Here is a 17,930-nt window from a genome sequence, read left to right as displayed (position 1 = left end):
GAACAATGAGCAAAGAATTGTTACTGGTTGCAGAGGCGTTATCAAACGAAAGAGGTGTAAGTAAAGATGTTATTATACTTGCCATTCAGGCCGCATTGGAGTCTGCAACTCGCAAGATCTTTGGTTTGGATATAGGTGTAAGAATTAAATTAGATCCTCGTACAGGTGAATATGAAACCTTTAGGTATTGGGATGTAGTTAATGAGGATGAGCTAGAACACCCTGATCGTCAATTAACTGTTGAACAAGCAAAAGAGCGTAATCCAGCTGCAAAAGTAGGTGATCGTATAGAAGAATCAATACCTTCAATTGAATTTGGAAGAATTGAAGCTCAAACTGCTCGCCAAGTTATTATGCAAAAAGTTAGAGAAGCTGAGCGTGAGCTCGTCATCGATCAATTCAGAAGCAAACTAGGTCAGTTGATTTATGGAACTGTTAAGAAAGTAACTCGTGATAATATTATTATTGATTTAGGTGGTAAAGCAGAAGCATTTTTACCACGAACTGAGATGTTGCCGCATGAAATGTTCCGTCCAAATGATCGAGTCCGTGCCTATTTATATGAGATCACACCTCAAGCTCGTGGACCACAATTGTTTGTAAGCCGTACACGCAATGAAATGCTTATTGAGCTTTTCCGCATTGAAGTTCCTGAAATAGGCGAGAATGTTATTGAAGTTAAAGCTGCAGCTCGCGATCCAGGAAACAGAGCTAAAATTGCCGTTAAAACCAATGATGGACGAATTGATCCTGTAGGTGCTTGCGTTGGTATGCGTGGCGCACGAGTTCAGGCTGTTTCCAGTGAACTTGGCGGGGAGCGAGTGGATATAATTCTATGGGATGATAACCCCGCTCAGTTAGTAATTAATGCGATGGCTCCAGCAGAAATTTCTTCTATTGTTGTTGATGAAGACACGCATACCATGGACTTAGCTGTAGAAAAAGATCAATTGTCCCAGGCAATTGGTCGAAATGGGCAAAATGTTCGTTTGGCAAGTCAATTAACAGGCTGGACCTTGAACGTTATGACCACGGACGAGTTTGAAAATAAAAATTTGGAAGAGTCAAGTAAAATTGTTAAATTATTTACTTCTGCGCTGGAAATTGATGAAGAAATTGCTACATTATTAGTAGCACATGGTTTTTCTTCACTTGAAGAAGTTGCTTACGTACCTAAGGAAGAATTACTTGCTATAGAAGAATTTGACGAAGAAATTGTTGAAGAATTAAGAAATAGAGCAAACGATAAATTACTCACTATGGCTCTTTCTTCAGGAAAAGAGCTGTCTGGTTCACCTGACGAATCACTACTTTCAATGGAAGGCATGACCAACGAGTTAGCTAATAAACTAGCTGCGAAGGGGATTACTTCTATGGAAGACTTAGCTGAGCAATCTGTAGATGAGTTGTTAGAAATTGAAGGAATGACTGAAGAAAAGGCCGGTGCTTTAATTATGAAGGCTAGAGAACCATGGTTTTTATAAGGCTATGGATTTATTATAAATTAATGTAGTGCAAATATGCAGTTCGTTCTTAAATAATGAATAGAACTGCTGAAAGGGGATTAAAATATGGCGGATGTGACGGTTAAACAATTAGCTCAAGTCGTTGGTATTCCGGTTGAACGCTTATTGAACCAGTTACAGGAAGCAGGGTTGTCTTTTTCTGATGACCAACAGACTGTGAATGAAGAGCAAAAACGGATCCTACTTAATCATTTGAAGAAAACTTCTCTGCGCGACGTAAATGTTTCGCCGGAAAGAATTACTTTGAGAAGGAAAAGCTTATCACAAGTTACTGTTGGCCATGATGCTCATAGTGGAAAAACTGTGAATGTTGAAGTACGTAAGAAAAAGGTATTTGTAAAACGTGCCCCGGTAGTAGAGCAGCCTGAAATTGAAGAGCCTGCTGTTATGCCGGAAGAAAATCAGCGTGTACTCGAGCAACATTCTGCTGAAGTTGTTCTTGAAACTGTGCCTGTGTCTGAAACTGTTTCTGAGAAAGAGGAGCATGTTGTTGAAACTGAAACTGCTGAACCAGTTGAAGCAAAGGTTGAAACAAAAGAACAACTTGAATCAGAAGAGAAGCCAGGAGATGAGGCGGCTGCAGAGCGTCCGGAATCTTATAATGCAGAAGTTTTTGAAAATATAAGTACACTTGAAGAAATCGAAGAGTCTCCAAGAAAAGAAGAGCCTAAGCTTGAAAAGCAATCTAAAAAGAGACATGCAGAGCAAGGAGTTGAATCGGATACGTCAGACTTTAGAAAAGCTAAGAAAAAGCCTAAATATCAATCTACTTATGATCGAGATGAGGAAGAGCAAGAAATACATAGACGCGGTGGACGTAGTAAATTTAAAAAGCGTAAGAGTGTTGAGAAGTCAGACAAATTAAGAGAAGCTGAAGAATCATTAAAACATGGTTTTGCATTACCAACTGCGCCTGTCGTAAGAGAGGTTTTAGTACCAGAAACCATTACTGTTGCTGAATTGGCAAAAAGAATGTCTGTAAAAGCTGCTGAAGTGATTAAAGTGATGATGTCACTTGGAGCAATGGCAACCATAAACCAGGTTATTGACCAAGAAACTGCAGTTATCGTAGTAGAAGAAATGGGCCATAAGGCACGAGTCATTAAAGAAGATGCAATTGAAGTAGGTTTAGGCGAATCGATTACTAAGGGTAGCCGTACAGAATCCAGAGCACCTGTAGTTACGATTATGGGACATGTGGACCATGGTAAGACTTCTTTACTTGACTACATTCGTCGAACCAAAGTTGCTATTGGTGAAGCAGGCGGTATTACGCAACATATTGGTGCATACCACGTCAGTACGCCGAAAGGTAACATTACTTTTTTAGATACTCCAGGCCATGCTGCATTTACGGCAATGAGAGCTCGAGGTGCACAGGTCACTGATATTGTTATTTTGATTGTTGCCGCAGATGATGGAGTTAAGCCCCAAACTATAGAAGCAATTCAACATGCGAAAGCAGCAAAGGTACCGATTATTGTTGCAATTAATAAAATGGATAAACCAGATGCTGATCCTGACCGTGTCATGAATGAATTATCCGGACATGAAGTAATTCCAGAAGCATGGGGTGGTGATACCATGTTTATCAATATTTCTGCCAAGTCAGGTATGGGTATTGACGATCTGCTTGATGCAATATTGTTGCAATCTGAAGTTTTAGAACTGAGTGCGGTTACTGACGGTGCCGCCAAAGGTGTAGTTATTGAATCACGGTTGGACAAAGGTAGAGGTCCTGTAGCAACAGTATTAGTACAAAGTGGAACGTTGCACAAAGGGGATATCTTGCTTGCCGGGTTCCAATATGGTCGCGTACGTGCTCTTGTTGGTGACAATGGGGATATGGTTGATCATGCTGGTCCTTCAATTCCAGTTGAGGTGCTTGGTTTATCAGCAATTCCTCACGCTGGAGATGAAGCAGTTGTTGTTCCTGATGAGAAAAAAGCAAGAGAAGTAGCCTTGTTCCGCCAAGGTAAATTCCGTGATGTAAAACTTGCCAGACGTCAGAAATCAACTATTGAAGGCATTATGGAAAATATGGCCGCTGGCGAGTCCAAAGTGCTTAACGTTGTACTTAAGGCAGATGTTCAGGGCTCCCTTGAAGCTATTTCAGACGCCTTAGTGAAGTTATCTACCGATGAAGTTAAGGTTGAAGTTATTTCAAGCGGTGTTGGTGGTATCACCGAATCTGATGTTCACTTAGCTATAGCATCTAGTGCGATTTTGGTAGGTTTTAACGTCAGAGCAGATAGCAGCGCTAAGAAATTAGCTGAACATGAATCAGTGCAGCTGCATTATTACAGTGTTATTTACGATATTGTGGATCAGATTAAAGGTGCATTAACTGGTATGCTTGCTCCGCAATTTAAAGAAGAAATTATTGGTATTGCTGAGGTTCGTGACGTATTCAAATCACCTAAAATTGGTGCGATTGCGGGTTGTATGGTCGTTGAAGGGGTTATTAAGCGAAATAACCCTATTCGTGTGCTGCGTGCCAATGTAGTTATCTATGAAGGAACTTTGGAGTCATTACGAAGATTTAAGGATGACGTGGTAGAGGTTCGCCAAGGGTTCGAGTGCGGTATTGGAGTCAAAAATTACAATGATGTGAAACCAGGTGACCTAATTGAAGTGTATGAAACAGTAGAAATTAAGCGTGATTTATAAGATGGGCCATAATTTTAAACGTACAGATCGGGTCGCTGAGATGATTCAGCGGAAGCTAGCTCAAATAATACCTAAAGAAGTCAAAGATCCGCGCTTAACAGGTTTCGTGACCATATCAGCAGTGAAAGTTGCTGCTGATTTGGGACATGCTAAAGTATATTTTACTGTCCTTAATGATGATAAAAAAATAGCAGAAACTATTTTAAATGCTGCTGCGAGCTATTTACGTAGTGCTTTAGCGCGAAGTATTACATTGCGTACAGTTCCTCAGCTTCATTTTGTATATGATGAATCAATAGAATATGGACAACGCTTAAGCCGTCTCATCGATAAAGTGAATCCACCAACCTCCGATGATAATGAAAATGAATGACCCTTTGGCAATAGATGGAGTTTTATTGCTGAATAAATCGGAAGGAATGACCTCAAATACGGCTCTTCAGAAAGCAAAAAAACTGTTAGGAGCGCCAAAAGCAGGTCATACCGGCAGCCTAGATCCTCTCGCTACTGGAATGTTACCCCTTTGCTTTGGTGAAGCGACCAAAGTATGTCAGTTTTTGCTTGATGCAGATAAATGTTATCAGACTACTGGTTTATTAGGCATCAAAACCAATACTGCTGATGCAACAGGTGAGGTAATTGCTCAAGCGGAAGCATTTAATATTTCCGAAGAAAACTTACTGCACGTATTGATGCAGCATACAGGTCATATAAAGCAGACTCCTTCTATGTTTTCCGCGTTAAAACATAATGGAGTCCCTCTTTATCGTTTGGCCAGAAAAGGGATCAATATTGAAAGAGCAGCACGTGAGATCCTGATTCGTAATTTACAACTTAATGCATTTGATGGAATTCAATTTTCATTAACTGTGACGTGCAGCAAAGGAACTTATATTCGTAATTTAGTTGAAGACATTGGCGAGGCTTTAGGTGTAGGGGCTCATGTGACGCAGTTGCATCGAGTTTATACATCTGGTTTGGAAAATATGCCCATGTATTCGCTAGACGAATTAGAGAGCATGTCGATGCCCGAGAGGGTTGCTTGCTTAATTCCTATGGATAGAGCAGTTGCCTATTTAGAGTCAGTGACTCTTGCGGACGATGAAATAGTCGCAATTCGCCAAGGTAGAATAGTAGCAAATAGAGTAGATGTTGAAATAACAGATTGTGTTCGTCTTTATGATAAAAAAGCACAATTTATTGGGTTAGGTGAACGAAATACACAAGGCAGTATTAAAGCGAAACGATTACTTTCTTTTTAATCTTTTTAAGATTAAAAAAGAGATTTTAACCAAAATATGAAATTTTTTGCACAAAAATATTTTTCAGTACTTGTTTCATTGGACATGCCTTGGTAAAATGTTCGCCTTTAAATGAATACTTAGTAGTTCCAGGAGTGTATAATGTCGCTAAGCAGCGCAGATAAAGCAGCAATTGTTAATGAATACAAACGTTCTGATAAGGATACAGGTTCACCTGAAGTTCAGGTTTCTATCATTACAAGCCGTATCAAATATTTAACTGAGCACTTTAAAGAACACAAAAAAGATTTTCATTCTCGACGTGGGCTGCAGGAACTCGTTAATAAGCGTCGTAAGTTGTTAAAATATTTAAAGCGTAACGATGAAGCTCGCTATCAAAAGTTGATCCAAACTCTGGAACTTAGAGATTCTTATTGATTGCTAAGCAAATACATTTCTTTAGAAATAGAAATGTACTTTTACAAAAATACTTTAAATAAAGGCGCAATTCTCTGCGCCTTTTTTTCGTTATAATTACTTGATGAGGAAGATTTCGTGGCTAAGTTTACAAAAGAAATAGCATTTGGTGACCACACCCTTATATTGGAAACTGGTGAAATTGCACGACAAGCTGATGGAGCAGTATTCGCGAGTATGAATGGTACTCAAGTATTAGCTACTGTAGTTGGCAAAAAAGAAGGTGGCGAAGAAAATGGATTTTTTCCATTAACAGTGAATTACCAGGAAAAGTTTTATTCAGTAGGTAAAATACCTGGTGGATTTAACAAACGTGAAGGGAGGCCAACAGATAATGAAACATTGATTTCACGACTTATTGATCGCCCTATTCGTCCTTTGTTCCCAGATGGTTTTTGTAACGAAGTACAAGTCATTGTCACGGTTCTTTCTTTAAACCCAGAAGTTTCTCCTGATATTGTGGCAATGGTAGCTTCCTCTGCAGCGTTAGCTCTTTCTGGTGTCCCTTTTAATGGACCAATAGGCGCTGCTCGTGTTGGCTATAAAGAGGGTATTTACTTATTAAATCCAAGCCGCAAAGATTTAGAGCAATCAAGATTGGACTTGGTTGTTGCCGGAACTAAAGATGCTATTTTGATGGTTGAATCAGAAGCAAAAGAATTAAGCGAAGATATTATGCGCGGTGCAATCATGTTTGGTCATGAAATGATGAAAAACGTGATCAAAGCAATCGAAGAGCTTGCTGCACAAGCAGGAAAAACCCGTTGGGAATGGAACCCTCCTGAAGTAGATTCTTCTTTACAAGCACGAGTTGCAGACATGGTGAAACAAGAAGTTGAATCTGCATATCTGATTAAAGACAAGCAAGAGCGTTACCAGCGCCTTGATGAATTAAAAGAGCAAGCAATCGCTGCGTTACAAGCTGAGAATGATGAGTTAAAGGCAGATGTTATTGGCAATATGTTTGTTGAAATAGAGCGTGCTACAGTACGTAATCGAATTCTTGATGGTGAGCCGCGAATTGATGGCCGCGATCATAAAACAGTGCGCCCTATTGCTATCCGGACAAAACTTTTGGAAAGAACACATGGTTCTGTTTTGTTTACTCGTGGTGAAACACAGGCTATTGTCGTCGCTACCTTAGGTAATGAGCGTGATGCACAAATTTTAGATAATATTGCTGGCGAAACAAAAGACCGCTTCATGTTGCATTATAATTTCCCTCCTTATTCAGTAGGGGAAACGGGCATGGTTGGTAGTCCTAAGCGTAGAGAAATTGGACATGGCCGTTTGGCAAAACGAGCAATCATGGCTGTGTTGCCTGAACCAAATGAATTTCCCTATGTGTTACGAGTTGTTTCCGAAATCACAGAATCGAATGGCTCAAGCTCAATGGCTACAGTATGTGGAACCAGTCTTGCGTTGATGGATGCAGGTGTTCCATTAAAAGCACCTGTTGCTGGAGTCGCAATGGGTTTGATTAAAGACGGTGATCGTTATGCTGTGTTAACTGATATATTAGGTGATGAGGATCATTTAGGGGATATGGATTTCAAAGTAGCTGGTACTGAATATGGAATCACCGCATTACAAATGGATATCAAAATTCACGGAATTACCAATGAAATTATGGAGCAAGCTTTAGACCAAGCCTTAGCTGGCCGCTTGCATATTCTTGGTGTCATGAATAATGCCTTATCTGAGCATCGAGAGGAATTATCTCAGCATGCACCACGCATTACTACGATGAAGGTTGCTGAAGACAAAATACGAACTATTATCGGTAAAGGTGGAGCAACGATTAAGGGGTTAATTGAGAGCACAGGTGTGTCTATAGATATAGATGATACCGGTGTAATTCAATTATTCTCTCCAGATATGGACGCATTGGAAGAAGCACAAAAACAAATTAAAGCATTAATTGCAGAAATTGAAGTGGGCCAAACCTATCAAGGCAAAGTAAGTAAGATTGTTGATTTCGGTGCTTTTATTAATCTTTTACCTGGAAAAGATGGGTTACTCCATATTTCCCAAATCTGCAATGATCGATCACAAAAAGTCGAATCTGTATTGCAAGAAGGCCAAGAGATCGAGGTGTTCGTTGCTGGCATTGATAAGCAAGGTCGTGTGAAGCTTGAGTGGAAAGATAAGCCGCAACAAGCCGAAGCAACAACCACCGCTCCTGCTGAAGAAAAACATCATGAAGAAGAACATCATGAAGCAGCAGATATGAATAATCGTGGAGAAGAAGAATAAGGCAGCAGCTTGCCCTTGTGGGAATAATTCAATTGTAGCCTGGGCGACGTGAAGTGTAGCCCAGGGGTTATATTGGATAATTTTCCCGGGTTATGCGTTGCTTCACCCAGGCTACAATATTTAGGGGGCAGACACTTCACCCCGGCTTATAAATGGGATTAGTTATTATGCGTTAAGGTTAAAAATTCAGCTCGACTTGTTGGATTATTACGCATATCGCCAAGCATCACTGAAGTAGTCATTATTGAGTTTTGTTTTTCAACGCCACGCATCATCATGCACAGATGTTTTGCTTCAATAACTACAGCCACACCACGTGCGCCGGTAATAGATTCCAAGCAGCTTGCTATTTCTGAAGTTAATCGTTCCTGAATTTGCAAGCGTCGAGCAAAATAATCAACGATACGTGCTACTTTTGATAAGCCTATTACTTTTCCATTGGGTATGTAGCCCACATGACATTTACCAAGAAAAGGAAGTAAATGATGTTCGCACATGGAGTACATTTCGATATCCTTCACGATGACCATTTCACTCATGTCAGAGTCAAAAAGCGCACCGTTAATAATTTCTTCCAGGCTCTCATTATAACCCTTGGTCAAATAGCGCATGGCATTAGCAGCACGTAAAGGAGTGTCAACTAGTCCTTCTCGAGTTACATCTTCACCTAATTGTATTAGCAGTTCTTTATATAATTTTTCCATAGTTTTTTCCTATCCCGGGGGCCAAGTCATGTGACGTCCGCCCAGTAAATGTAAATGAATGTGAAATACTGTTTGGCCGCCATCGGGATTAATGTTAAAAACTAATCGGTATCCTGCGTCACTTATTCCTTCAGTTTGAGCAATTTTTTTTGCCCCTAAAATCATTTTTCCCAACAGGGCCTGGTTTTCATCGCTGGCATCATTCAGCGTCGCAATATGTTGCTTCGGAATAATCAGCAGATGTTTAGGAGCTTGCGGGTGGAGATCACGAAAAGCCATTATCTCGTCGTCTTCAAAAACCACTGATGCAGGGATCGCACCTTGTGCAATTTTGCAAAACAAGCAATTCATAAGTAATCTCATTTTAATTAAAAGAGATATTATACATTGCATTCCTTATAATGCGACAGCTTCTCTTTGCCTTTTGATGTGTTTTTTCGCATAATAGCCGCTTTGTATTGCAATTGTATTTGTGCAATGATTTTTTTAAATAAGTAAAATTCAGCGGGTTAAGAATTGTTTTATTTTTAAATCATTCCTGATGCTTTTTTACAGGACAATGTGTGTTGAATAATCTAAAAAGCAGATTTCCTGCTCTTTAGTTTTAGCTAAATTAAAATGTCGTTATATAGTTTTATTTCGATTAGAGGGGAGAAAAATAAATGAGTTTAATGAGAATTAGTAGTGGTCGTGATTTGCCAAAAGAAATTAATGTAATTATTGAAATCCCTATGCACAGTGAACCTGTAAAATATGAAGTCAATAAAGAATCTGGAGTGTTATTTGTTGATCGCTTTTTAACTACTCCCATGTTCTACCCCGTCAATTACGGTTATATCCCTCACACTCTGTCAGAAGATGGAGACCCTGTTGATGTTCTTGTGGTGACACCTGTTCCTCTTGTAGGTGGATCAGTAATCCCATGCCGACCAGTAGGTATGTTAAAAATGACTGATGAGTCAGGTATCGATGCTAAAATTCTGGCTGTTCCTACGAACAAGCTAACTAAAATTTATGAGCCAATTAAGTCACATGAAGACATGCCGCAACATCTACTAAATTCTTTAGAGCACTTTTTCAGTCATTATAAAGACTTAGAAGAAGGTAAATGGGTTAAACTAAATGGTTGGGTTGGTCCTGATGCTGCGTTTGAAGAGATTATGTCCAGCGTAGCTCGTTTTAATAATAAAGAGCAAAAATAGGAAGGTTATTTTTTGCTTAAGGCGAAGAAAATTACTGGCTCTGGGTTAAAGGCATTTGCCTTTGCCCTACTTGCCGACCACGGATCTCTTGCACTTTTAGCAAATTACAAATATACCTTGAAAAGGCTGCAAAGTTGACTCTATCTCGCTTTCTTTGAAACCATATGATACTTTATTTCGTGTTATAAAAGCTTGAGGAAATTAGGTGGCATACCATCTTTCTACATTGTTTATCATCCTACTTTTTTTAATTCTCTTGGCTGCTTTTTTTGCAGCCACTGAAATCGGTATGATGTCGATTAATCGCTATAAGTTAAAACATCTAGTCAAGAAAGAGAATAAACAAGCAACAAGAGTGAATCAGATACTCTCTCGACCCGATCGACTGTTGAGTGTTGTATTAATCGGTAATACTTTGGCGAATATTCTTGCCTCAACAATCGCAACGTTGATTGGCCAGCATATTTATGGAGATGCGGGTATTGCTATAGCTACCGCACTTTTAACATTGATCATTTTGGTATTTGCTGAAATGATACCCAAAACATTTGCGGCGATTTATCCGCAGCACGTTGCATTTGCTACTTCACTGCCTCTACAAATACTCCAATTGATTTTTGCGCCTGTAGTATATCTCTGTGTTTCCATGTCAAATGGGGTGCTGCGTTTATTTCGCGTCTCAATTGACAAAATACAAAAGGAATCACTGACAGGCGAAGAGTTACGCTCCGTAGTGCATGAGGCAGGAGGGTTATTGCCAGTCGAACATAAAAGTATGCTGATTAGCTTATTGGATTTGGAGCAAGCTACTGTAGAAGATATTATGATTCCTAAGTCAGATATTGTAGGTATCGATATAGAAGAACCTTGGGCAGAAATCTTATATCAATTGGAAACAGCAAAACATACTCGTCTGCCTTTATACCGCGATTCAATTGATGATTTAGTAGGAATGATCCATGTACGCGATGTGTTAAATCTAGCTATAGAAAATGAGTTAGATCTTAATAGCTTATTGAAAGCCGCAGATGAACCTTATTATATTCCTGAGGCTACTTCCCTCAACATTCAGATTTTAAATTTTAGAAAAATGAAAAAACGCAGTTCTTTTGTAGTCGATGAATATGGGAATATTCAGGGTTTAGTCACTATGGAAGATATACTTGAAGAAATTGTAGGCGAGTTTACTACTGACGTGGCTGCACTTAGTCGTGATATCATCCCGCAAAGTGATGGCTCAGTTATAGTTGATGCTGGTCTAACATTGCGCCATTTAAACCGATTAATGGGATGGAACTTACCCATGATAGGGCCCAAAACGTTAAGCGGTTTAATTGTTGAACATCTTGGATACATCCCCCCAGCGGAGTCATGTTTAACTATAGAAAATTATCGCATGGAAATATTAAAAGTCGGAGACAATACCATTAAAAGCATTAAGGTATTTAAAATAAGTAAGAAGCGTAAATAAATGCTTTATCCTAGAAAAATCCAGCAGAATCGGTACCTTTAGCTTGTGCAGTAAGCTTCAAAGAGCTTTTCCTAAGATGATGCATCACTTTCTTTTAAGGTGGTTACTTGTGCAGTAAACATATAACCACCATTACGAATGGTTTTAATTAATGCGGGTTTTTTTGCATCAACCTCTATTTTCTGGCGAAGCCGACTAATTTGTACATCAATTCTGCGATCAAAGGGATTTAGATCACTGTTTTTAGTGATGTGCAATAGAAGTTCTCTATCCAGGACTCGTTGAGGTTGCTGTACAAAAGTAAGTAGCAAGTCATATTCACCAGCGCTTAGTGATAATTCTTCATTGGTATTATCACGAAACACTTGTCTTGATGCAGGATAAAGCCGCCAATTGGCAAAAAGAAGAATTTCTTTTTCATGTTCAGGTTGTTGCTGTGCCCGTAAGACGCGCCGGTTAATTGCGCTGACTCGTGCATGAAGCTCTCTGGGTAATAGCGGCTTTATAATGAAGTCGTCCGCTCCAGCTTCAAGTACTTTGATACACGCTTCTTCATCAGGTGCATCATTTATAATTAATAAAGGTACAGGATAGTTTGTATAGAATTGATGAAGTGCCTGGGGGTCATTTTTTAAAATAGACCAATTAATCAGAATTGCAATAGGTTTCCCTAGTCCATTTTGAATGGGAATTAATTGCTTTTGTTGTACGATGTTTATATTAAATTGTGCAAAATATTTCTTGAGATCCTCACTCACAGGATCGTTATCAATAAATAAAAGATAACTCGGTAATGGCATTAATTTAATTCCAGTTTGCTTCGTAGTATTTCGCTATAATTTTGGCAAGATTAGTATCGACTTGCAATTATTTTCGCTATTATTCTAAGAGTTATTGGCTCTATTTTCTATCCCCGCTGGATAGGGGGTTTATCATAAAATATTTCAGATTGATTCGATAGAGTAATAAAGATCCAGTTGAAACACAGTCAACATCAGGATGATGTTTAGGAGAAAGGATGATGCAAAATAGGGCTAAGTTTTCAATTTCCACGAATCAAGATCATCTACCTGCAAAACAATTACAGCAATTATTTTCCAAGTTGGAGTTTAGTGTCTGGTTGGAGGGATTCGTTAATTTTTTAAATAAAAGTAAGGTGACACCCCTTGAATCCGTAGCTGTAGTGCATGACTGGAGTATGGATGAGTTGCATGCTGCATTGGATTATTTTTCTAATTCAAAATTCGTTGGTTTGGTTAATGCAATTTTCTTCTACAAGATGCATCCGGATCAATTATTTACTGATGCAATCCATCCTGAAAAGTTAGTTTCAATTCAGATGCGTTTGGAAGTATTACATTATTCTATCGAATTAGTGCAACAACAACTGTATGAGGTTGCTTTGCAAAATGCATTAACTCCAAAAATCGATTATTTTTTGCATGGTGAAGAATTGCCTCCAGGTGTCATGATCGAAACAAATGAAGAGCTTAGGCAAATGATTCAAACAGCTGTTAAAGGATTAAAACTTAACTCGAGTTTAACGAACCCAAAACGAGTAATTGATAGTTTGTATGACCTTAGGCGGGCTTATAAATTTTGCTTTAATCCAAATCGTTTTATTGATGCAGTGATGTTGTTACACCAAAATTTGTTACCCGAGGCCTTGCAGCAAGAGCAAAACTCAATTATTTTTCAAGAAAAAATGATGGACTTATACAGCCAGCTGACTACTGTGGAATGCTTGGATTTATATGGGTATTTTGCCAATAATGATACGCACAATTTACTCTATACGTTTTTTAATATCGTTCGAGGAGACACTTTTGACTGGTTACCTTTATTGAATAACGAAGAAAAAACGGCGGTAATTGAGGTATTTAATGCCATGTGCTGCGTTATGGAGGCATTGCGTATCGAATTAAGAAAGAGGCATCTGCTTACGGAGCCTTATCAGTATGATTTAACAAAGCCCAACATGGAAATAGAGCAGCAAAATCGTAATGCAGTATTTAGAGTAATTAAAATTTATAAACGCACCCATGTAATTTCTGAAGATGTTATTGAACAGTTATTTCAATATATGGAGGAGACGGATTGAGTTTTAATATCAGTCTTTTCAAAAAAGGAGCAAAATTGAAATAAAAAAGATAAATTCTTCGTTTAGAGCTTGCGGTTAATGTCTTACTAGAACATTTTTAATTCCAAGTTCCTTCGAGATGATTAGGAGGCTTTTTCTTATGCAGTATGATTCTATAAGATGAATTAACGCTTTTTTCTTTTTTTCTCTAAAAAGAATGAACGTAAATATTTAATGATTAAGGCGCCCAGTTTTCTTTCCCTGCCTGATTGCGTCAGTGGAATACCAATCTTCCGCGATATTTTGGCTTTAAGGGCAGAAATACCAATAAGTCTTTTCCATGAAAATCCACCACGATTCATTTTTTAACTCTCATCATAACAAGAAGCCGAGTATACTCTTGTTTTTTTCAGTTTAAAGTAGAAATGAAATAATTATCTAGTGTTTTTATTCGTGATCATCAGTAGATGGACTATTTATATGCCAATTATAAATATAACTGTCGATGCTATTGATGTGTTTCAGTTGGCTTAATAAAGGTTCTTTTGCATATTGCAATAAATGAAAGATTACATCTTGTTTGGTTCCGCCAAAATCCTCTTCATACCAGTCGTATAATTTGGAGATAATCAGCTTTCCTTCGATGACATTTACTCCCCTAAGTGAATTAATGTAAGTAGAGGCAGCTTGGTTTAATTGTTCTTCAATGAGTTTACCCTGATAGATTTTTCTACTAAGATTTGGAGCACCAATAGTACCATTGTTTACGGCATAATGGGTGCGGGGATCATTCCAAATCGCGCGAATAATGCGATTATTAATGTCATCTAAAGTTAAAGTAGTATCTTTAATGGTGAATAGATTCGCTCCCCAAGGGCCGATACTGAATAAGCCTGGTGAAATATTAATTTCTTGAACCGAAGTAACTGGATAGTAATTGGCTATAACTTGTACGGTCAGAGCATTGTATACATTAATCCAAAAGGCTAATTGCTCATCTCGGTTGTAGTTATTAATATTGATTTCTGACATACTTTTTAAGTAATCTTTAAGCAAATTCAGGTCTGTTTGTGTCATATGAGTGTAATCAACCAGATTGATATTTTCTTCACTTGTGACAATGCGGCGATTTAGAAAATCTTGCCACAGTTTATGAGAAATAACTTCTGTTGATAAGGGGTTATTCACCTCCCATTTTGGCCATAAGCTTTTGTAAAAAGATGCATTTGCTAACCCAGAAATGAGGAGCATCAATATGAAAATATATTTATTGCGTTTGTGGAGTACGGTTTTAAACATGAATTATTGCTCTATTGCGAAGGGCATTTCCTATAGTATTGCCATCCAAAAACTCTAATTCTCCTCCAGAAGGAATACCATGCGCCAGTTGGGTAATGTTTATTGACAAATCACGCAAAAGCTGGTGAATAAAATGAATGGTGGTTTGCCCTTCTACACTAGGGCTTAATGCCAATATCACTTCTTTGATTTCTTCTTGAATGATGAGATTTTTAAGTCGTGGTAATCCTATGTCTTCTGGGCCCAAGCCATCTAAGGGAGATATTTTTCCCATGAGAACAAAATACTTACCTTGAAAGGCATTGCTTTGTTCTATGGCAGATACATCTGCAGGGCTTTCTACAACACAAAGCAAGGACGAATCCCGATTTGGATTTTGACAGAGGCTACACACTTTTTGTTCTGTATAGTTTGCACAACGTTCACAATGATGTATGTTGTTCATTGCTTGCTCTAGACAGGATGCAAGGTATAACCCTCTCTGTCTTTGATGCTGGAGTAAATGAAACACCATACGCTGTGCTGATTTTGGACCTACGCCTGGCAGACAGCGGAGCGCTTCTACCAAGCGGTTTAACATATCCATCGTTAGGACTATTCCTTATCGCCCTTATCGCCGCCCATTAAATCAGTTGGGATATTTAGACCAGCTGTTAATTGACTGATTTTTTCTTTAGATGCTTTTTCAATTTTTCGAACTGCATCGTTAATTGCTGCGGCAACTAAATCTTCTAACATTTCTACATCTTCTTCCATCATTGTAGGTTTGATTTTCACTTCAGTGGCGTCATGTCGGCCATTCATTTTAATAACTACCATACCACCACCTGCTTCACCAGTGACAACTAATTGACTTAGTTGTTGTTGCGCTTCTTGCATACGTTGTTGCATTTTTTGCGCTTCTTTCATCAGGTTGCCAAGATTTTGATTCATATCCATTATTAAGGCCTCGTATGTTTAGATTTAAATTCGATATATTATAAGTCATCTTTCAGCGGGACAATAGAATTTTTGACCAATTCTGCTGAAAATTCTTGTTGAAGTTGCTGAAACATGGGGTCATTGTTTAATGCAGCTTCTGCTTTGAGCTGTTTTTGTTGTGTTGCCTGCTCTTTTTGCTGCGCTGGGGAGGATTGAACTGACTCATCACTGTTAAGAATAATTTTCACCGGATTTTGGTAATATTGGCCTAGTGCCATTTCAATACGCGAGAGTATCGTCGGAGTAAACAGAGATTGGTGTCCTTTGGCCACACGTAACGTGATCTCTCGTCCATCTTTTGCAACTAATTCTGCATTTTCTGCTGCATTAAGCGCTAAACCGGTAAGTTTGAGATGAGGAATAATATCTGCCCAATCTCCCTCCATCTGGTTAGTGACCTGCATTTGTTCTTCTTTTTCTTTATCATCTGAATTCGGAACAGAGTTTGTGCGATGCGGGATTTGCTTTTCCGGAACGCTTAAAGGGGCTTGTTCTTGTGCAGAAAGAGGCAACTGCAGCGAAGATGGCAAGGAAGTTTTATAAGGTGCTAAAGGTGGAGGTGTTTCTTTAGGCACTGGCCTAAAAGTTAGCATCCGTAGCACAGTCATATTAAAGCCAATGATTAAGGTTGGAGCAAGATGAATTTCCTCGCGCCCTTTAAGTCCAATTTGATAAAACAGCTGGATGTCTTCAGCTGAAATGTGTTGTGCCAGAGTTTTAATTTCTGGTGGAGGGCTAATTAGCGGATTATTATCTCCAATGGTTTGATATATAGCTATTTGGTGAAGGTGGTGAAGCAGCTCATCCAGAACATACTGAAAATGCCCTCCTTCAATGGAGATACATTGGCTGATTTTTAATACAGCAGAAGCATTTTGCTCTGCCAAAGCGCATAGCATCTGTAAGGCATAATCTTGTTGAGTATAACCTAGGATCATTTTGACATCATTTGCACGTAATTGGGTATCACAGCCCGTAATGGCTTGATCCAAAAGACTTAACGCATCACGCATACTGCCCCGAGCAGCTTGGGCCAATATATCTGCGGCTTGAATTTCAAAATCAATTTGTTCTTCTTTAAGAATCAGCTGTAAATGATGGCTGATTAACTCCGTAGCTAAGTGCTTTAGATTAAATTGTAAGCAACGAGATAATACCGTTACGGGAAGCTTTTGTGGATCTGTTGTAGCTAAAATAAATTTAACATGCGCTGGTGGTTCTTCCAAAGTTTTGAGCAGTGCGTTAAAACTATGCTGGGAAAGCATATGTACTTCATCAATTAAGTAGATTTTAAAACGGCCAATAGCTGGTGCGTACTGTACATTATCCAATAAATCACGGGTATCCTCAACTCGAGTTTTAGATGCGCCATCAATTTCGATTAAATCGATAAAACGGCCTTGTTCAATTGCATTACAAATAGCGCATTGTAAGCAGGGGTCTGAGCTAATTCCTTTCTCACAATTAAGTGATTTAGCTAAAATGCGGGCAATACTGGTCTTTCCTACACCGCGAGTGCCGGTAAAGAGATAGGCATGATGTAATCGTTGCTGATTCAGCGCATTGATTAATGCCTTATTTATATGGTCCTGGCCAACCAGTTGGGAAAAAGTACGTGGTCGCCATTTGCGGGCTAGTGCCAGATAGCTCATACATGTTGTCACAAGTTGGGCGGCAGCTCTAAGAGCCACACTTCGGCGCTCGAATCAATCGTTACCGCTGCTCCCTTCCGGGCCTGACGGGGTTCACAATCTATCGCCGCGAAGGGACCAATAGAGCCACCATAGTTGAATCGTGAAGGTTAACAAAAAAAGATGGGGATAGCCAGATCTACTAGAAATTAATTTTCTAAACACTTGAATTTTTAAAACTCACCCCTACATTAATATATGTGCATCGGTGGAATGAAACATTTTTATGAACTAATTTTTTTAAAAAAAGAAAAAAAGTGTTTGACACTGGGAGGGAAATCAGTAGAATACGCAGCACGCCTTCGGGGCGGGTTCATTAAGAAGAGAGAAGA

General features: G+C 38.9%; 15 protein-coding genes, 1 other RNA gene and 2 pseudogenes. 10 read left to right on the top strand and 8 right to left on the bottom strand.

Going from position 1 to position 17,930, the window contains the following annotated elements; all coding sequences use genetic code 11:
* The first annotated feature begins 5 nt into the window (after nucleotides 1-5).
* The 7 genes and pseudogenes from nusA to pnp all read left to right on the top strand — a co-directional run bounded on the left by nusA (nucleotide 6) and on the right by pnp (nucleotide 8,170).
* Entirely contained in the window at nucleotides 6-1,484 is a 1,479-nt protein-coding gene (gene nusA / locus A8O27_RS08930; RefSeq protein ID WP_058458980.1) for a transcription termination factor NusA, read from the top strand.
* 87 nt (nucleotides 1,485-1,571) lie between these two features.
* A pseudogene (locus A8O27_RS19500) lies at nucleotides 1,572-1,920 on the top strand (translation initiation factor IF-2 associated domain-containing protein); the annotation flags it as partial.
* 260 nt (nucleotides 1,921-2,180) lie between these two features.
* A pseudogene (gene infB / locus A8O27_RS08925) lies at nucleotides 2,181-4,196 on the top strand (translation initiation factor IF-2); the annotation flags it as partial.
* 1 nt (nucleotide 4,197) lies between these two features.
* Nucleotides 4,198-4,569, top strand: a complete 372-nt coding sequence (rbfA, locus tag A8O27_RS08920) for a 30S ribosome-binding factor RbfA (protein WP_058458982.1) — start codon at nucleotides 4,198-4,200, stop codon at nucleotides 4,567-4,569.
* Nucleotides 4,556-5,458 carry a tRNA pseudouridine(55) synthase TruB gene (gene truB / locus A8O27_RS08915; RefSeq protein WP_058458983.1) on the top strand — a complete coding sequence of 301 codons (903 nt, stop codon included), beginning with the start codon at nucleotides 4,556-4,558 and terminating at the stop codon, nucleotides 5,456-5,458. Before rbfA ends, truB begins: the two co-directional genes overlap by 14 nt.
* A gap of 141 nt (nucleotides 5,459-5,599) precedes the next feature.
* The gene (rpsO, locus tag A8O27_RS08910) at nucleotides 5,600-5,875 is read left to right on the top strand and encodes a 30S ribosomal protein S15 (protein ID WP_058458984.1); all 276 of its coding nucleotides are present in this window, start codon (nucleotides 5,600-5,602) and stop codon (nucleotides 5,873-5,875) included.
* Nucleotides 5,876-5,992: 117 nt separating this feature from the next.
* Nucleotides 5,993-8,170, top strand: a complete 2,178-nt coding sequence (pnp, locus tag A8O27_RS08905; RefSeq protein ID WP_058458985.1) for a polyribonucleotide nucleotidyltransferase — start codon at nucleotides 5,993-5,995, stop codon at nucleotides 8,168-8,170.
* A 158-nt stretch (nucleotides 8,171-8,328) separates the two neighbouring features.
* Here pnp and folE read toward each other — a convergent pair whose 3' ends face one another.
* The gene (gene folE, locus A8O27_RS08900) at nucleotides 8,329-8,874 is read right to left on the bottom strand and encodes a GTP cyclohydrolase I FolE (RefSeq protein ID WP_058458986.1); all 546 of its coding nucleotides are present in this window, start codon (nucleotides 8,872-8,874) and stop codon (nucleotides 8,329-8,331) included.
* A 9-nt stretch (nucleotides 8,875-8,883) separates the two neighbouring features.
* Entirely contained in the window at nucleotides 8,884-9,225 is a 342-nt protein-coding gene (locus A8O27_RS08895; protein WP_058458987.1) for a histidine triad nucleotide-binding protein, read from the bottom strand.
* Between the two features lie 311 nt (nucleotides 9,226-9,536).
* Here A8O27_RS08895 and ppa point away from each other — a divergent pair, with 311 nt between their 5' ends.
* Entirely contained in the window at nucleotides 9,537-10,076 is a 540-nt protein-coding gene (ppa, locus tag A8O27_RS08890) for an inorganic diphosphatase (protein WP_058458988.1), read from the top strand.
* Between the two features lie 205 nt (nucleotides 10,077-10,281).
* Nucleotides 10,282-11,547, top strand: a complete 1,266-nt coding sequence (locus A8O27_RS08885) for an HlyC/CorC family transporter (protein WP_058458989.1) — start codon at nucleotides 10,282-10,284, stop codon at nucleotides 11,545-11,547.
* Nucleotides 11,548-11,618: 71 nt separating this feature from the next.
* On the opposite strand, the gene A8O27_RS08880 is transcribed toward A8O27_RS08885, so the two are convergent.
* Nucleotides 11,619-12,347: a winged helix-turn-helix domain-containing protein gene (locus A8O27_RS08880; RefSeq protein ID WP_058458990.1), complete on the bottom strand. Its 729-nt coding sequence runs from the start codon at nucleotides 12,345-12,347 to the stop codon at nucleotides 11,619-11,621.
* A 218-nt stretch (nucleotides 12,348-12,565) separates the two neighbouring features.
* On the opposite strand from A8O27_RS08880, the gene A8O27_RS08875 reads away from it, so the two are divergent.
* A complete protein-coding gene (locus A8O27_RS08875) occupies nucleotides 12,566-13,648 on the top strand; it encodes a hypothetical protein (RefSeq protein ID WP_058458991.1) in 1,083 nt (360 codons plus the stop codon).
* A gap of 426 nt (nucleotides 13,649-14,074) precedes the next feature.
* Here A8O27_RS08875 and A8O27_RS08870 read toward each other — a convergent pair whose 3' ends face one another.
* The 5 genes from A8O27_RS08870 to ffs all read right to left on the bottom strand — a co-directional run bounded on the left by A8O27_RS08870 (nucleotide 14,075) and on the right by ffs (nucleotide 17,682).
* Nucleotides 14,075-14,926 carry a DUF547 domain-containing protein gene (locus A8O27_RS08870; protein WP_058458992.1) on the bottom strand — a complete coding sequence of 284 codons (852 nt, stop codon included), beginning with the start codon at nucleotides 14,924-14,926 and terminating at the stop codon, nucleotides 14,075-14,077.
* Nucleotides 14,919-15,512: a recombination mediator RecR gene (gene recR, locus A8O27_RS08865; RefSeq protein WP_058458993.1), complete on the bottom strand. Its 594-nt coding sequence runs from the start codon at nucleotides 15,510-15,512 to the stop codon at nucleotides 14,919-14,921. Before recR ends, A8O27_RS08870 begins: the two co-directional genes overlap by 8 nt.
* An 8-nt stretch (nucleotides 15,513-15,520) precedes the next feature.
* Nucleotides 15,521-15,865, bottom strand: a complete 345-nt coding sequence (locus tag A8O27_RS08860; protein ID WP_019232941.1) for a YbaB/EbfC family nucleoid-associated protein — start codon at nucleotides 15,863-15,865, stop codon at nucleotides 15,521-15,523.
* A gap of 38 nt (nucleotides 15,866-15,903) precedes the next feature.
* On the bottom strand, nucleotides 15,904-17,559 hold the full coding sequence (gene dnaX, locus A8O27_RS08855; protein WP_058458996.1) for a DNA polymerase III subunit gamma/tau: 1,656 nt from the start codon (nucleotides 17,557-17,559) through the stop codon (nucleotides 15,904-15,906).
* A gap of 26 nt (nucleotides 17,560-17,585) precedes the next feature.
* Nucleotides 17,586-17,682, bottom strand: an RNA gene (gene ffs, locus A8O27_RS08850) — signal recognition particle sRNA small type.
* Between the last annotated feature and the right edge of the window lie 248 nt (nucleotides 17,683-17,930).

The sequence above is a fragment of the Legionella bozemanae genome (assembly GCF_001648595.1).
Lineage (GTDB): Bacteria > Pseudomonadota > Gammaproteobacteria > Legionellales > Legionellaceae > Legionella > Legionella bozemanae.
The sequence above is the reverse complement of the archived record's forward strand: the minus strand, read 5'-3'. Positions and strand labels throughout refer to the sequence as shown.

Excerpts from the sequence above, each read along its gene's own strand:
- nusA (WP_058458980.1), top strand. The coding sequence starts at position 6 with ATGAGCAAAGAATTGTTACTGGTTGCAGAGGCGTTATCAAACGAAAGA.
- rbfA (WP_058458982.1), top strand. The coding sequence starts at position 4,198 with ATGGGCCATAATTTTAAACGTACAGATCGGGTCGCTGAGATGATTCAG.
- truB (WP_058458983.1), top strand. The coding sequence starts at position 4,556 with ATGAAAATGAATGACCCTTTGGCAATAGATGGAGTTTTATTGCTGAAT.
- rpsO (WP_058458984.1), top strand. The coding sequence starts at position 5,600 with ATGTCGCTAAGCAGCGCAGATAAAGCAGCAATTGTTAATGAATACAAA.
- folE (WP_058458986.1), bottom strand. The coding sequence starts at position 8,874 with ATGGAAAAATTATATAAAGAACTGCTAATACAATTAGGTGAAGATGTA.
- A8O27_RS08895 (WP_058458987.1), bottom strand. The coding sequence starts at position 9,225 with ATGAATTGCTTGTTTTGCAAAATTGCACAAGGTGCGATCCCTGCATCA.
- ppa (WP_058458988.1), top strand. The coding sequence starts at position 9,537 with ATGAGTTTAATGAGAATTAGTAGTGGTCGTGATTTGCCAAAAGAAATT.
- A8O27_RS08880 (WP_058458990.1), bottom strand. The coding sequence starts at position 12,347 with ATGCCATTACCGAGTTATCTTTTATTTATTGATAACGATCCTGTGAGT.
- A8O27_RS08875 (WP_058458991.1), top strand. The coding sequence starts at position 12,566 with ATGATGCAAAATAGGGCTAAGTTTTCAATTTCCACGAATCAAGATCAT.
- A8O27_RS08870 (WP_058458992.1), bottom strand. The coding sequence starts at position 14,926 with ATGTTTAAAACCGTACTCCACAAACGCAATAAATATATTTTCATATTG.
- recR (WP_058458993.1), bottom strand. The coding sequence starts at position 15,512 with ATGGATATGTTAAACCGCTTGGTAGAAGCGCTCCGCTGTCTGCCAGGC.
- A8O27_RS08860 (WP_019232941.1), bottom strand. The coding sequence starts at position 15,865 with ATGGATATGAATCAAAATCTTGGCAACCTGATGAAAGAAGCGCAAAAA.
- dnaX (WP_058458996.1), bottom strand. The coding sequence starts at position 17,559 with ATGAGCTATCTGGCACTAGCCCGCAAATGGCGACCACGTACTTTTTCC.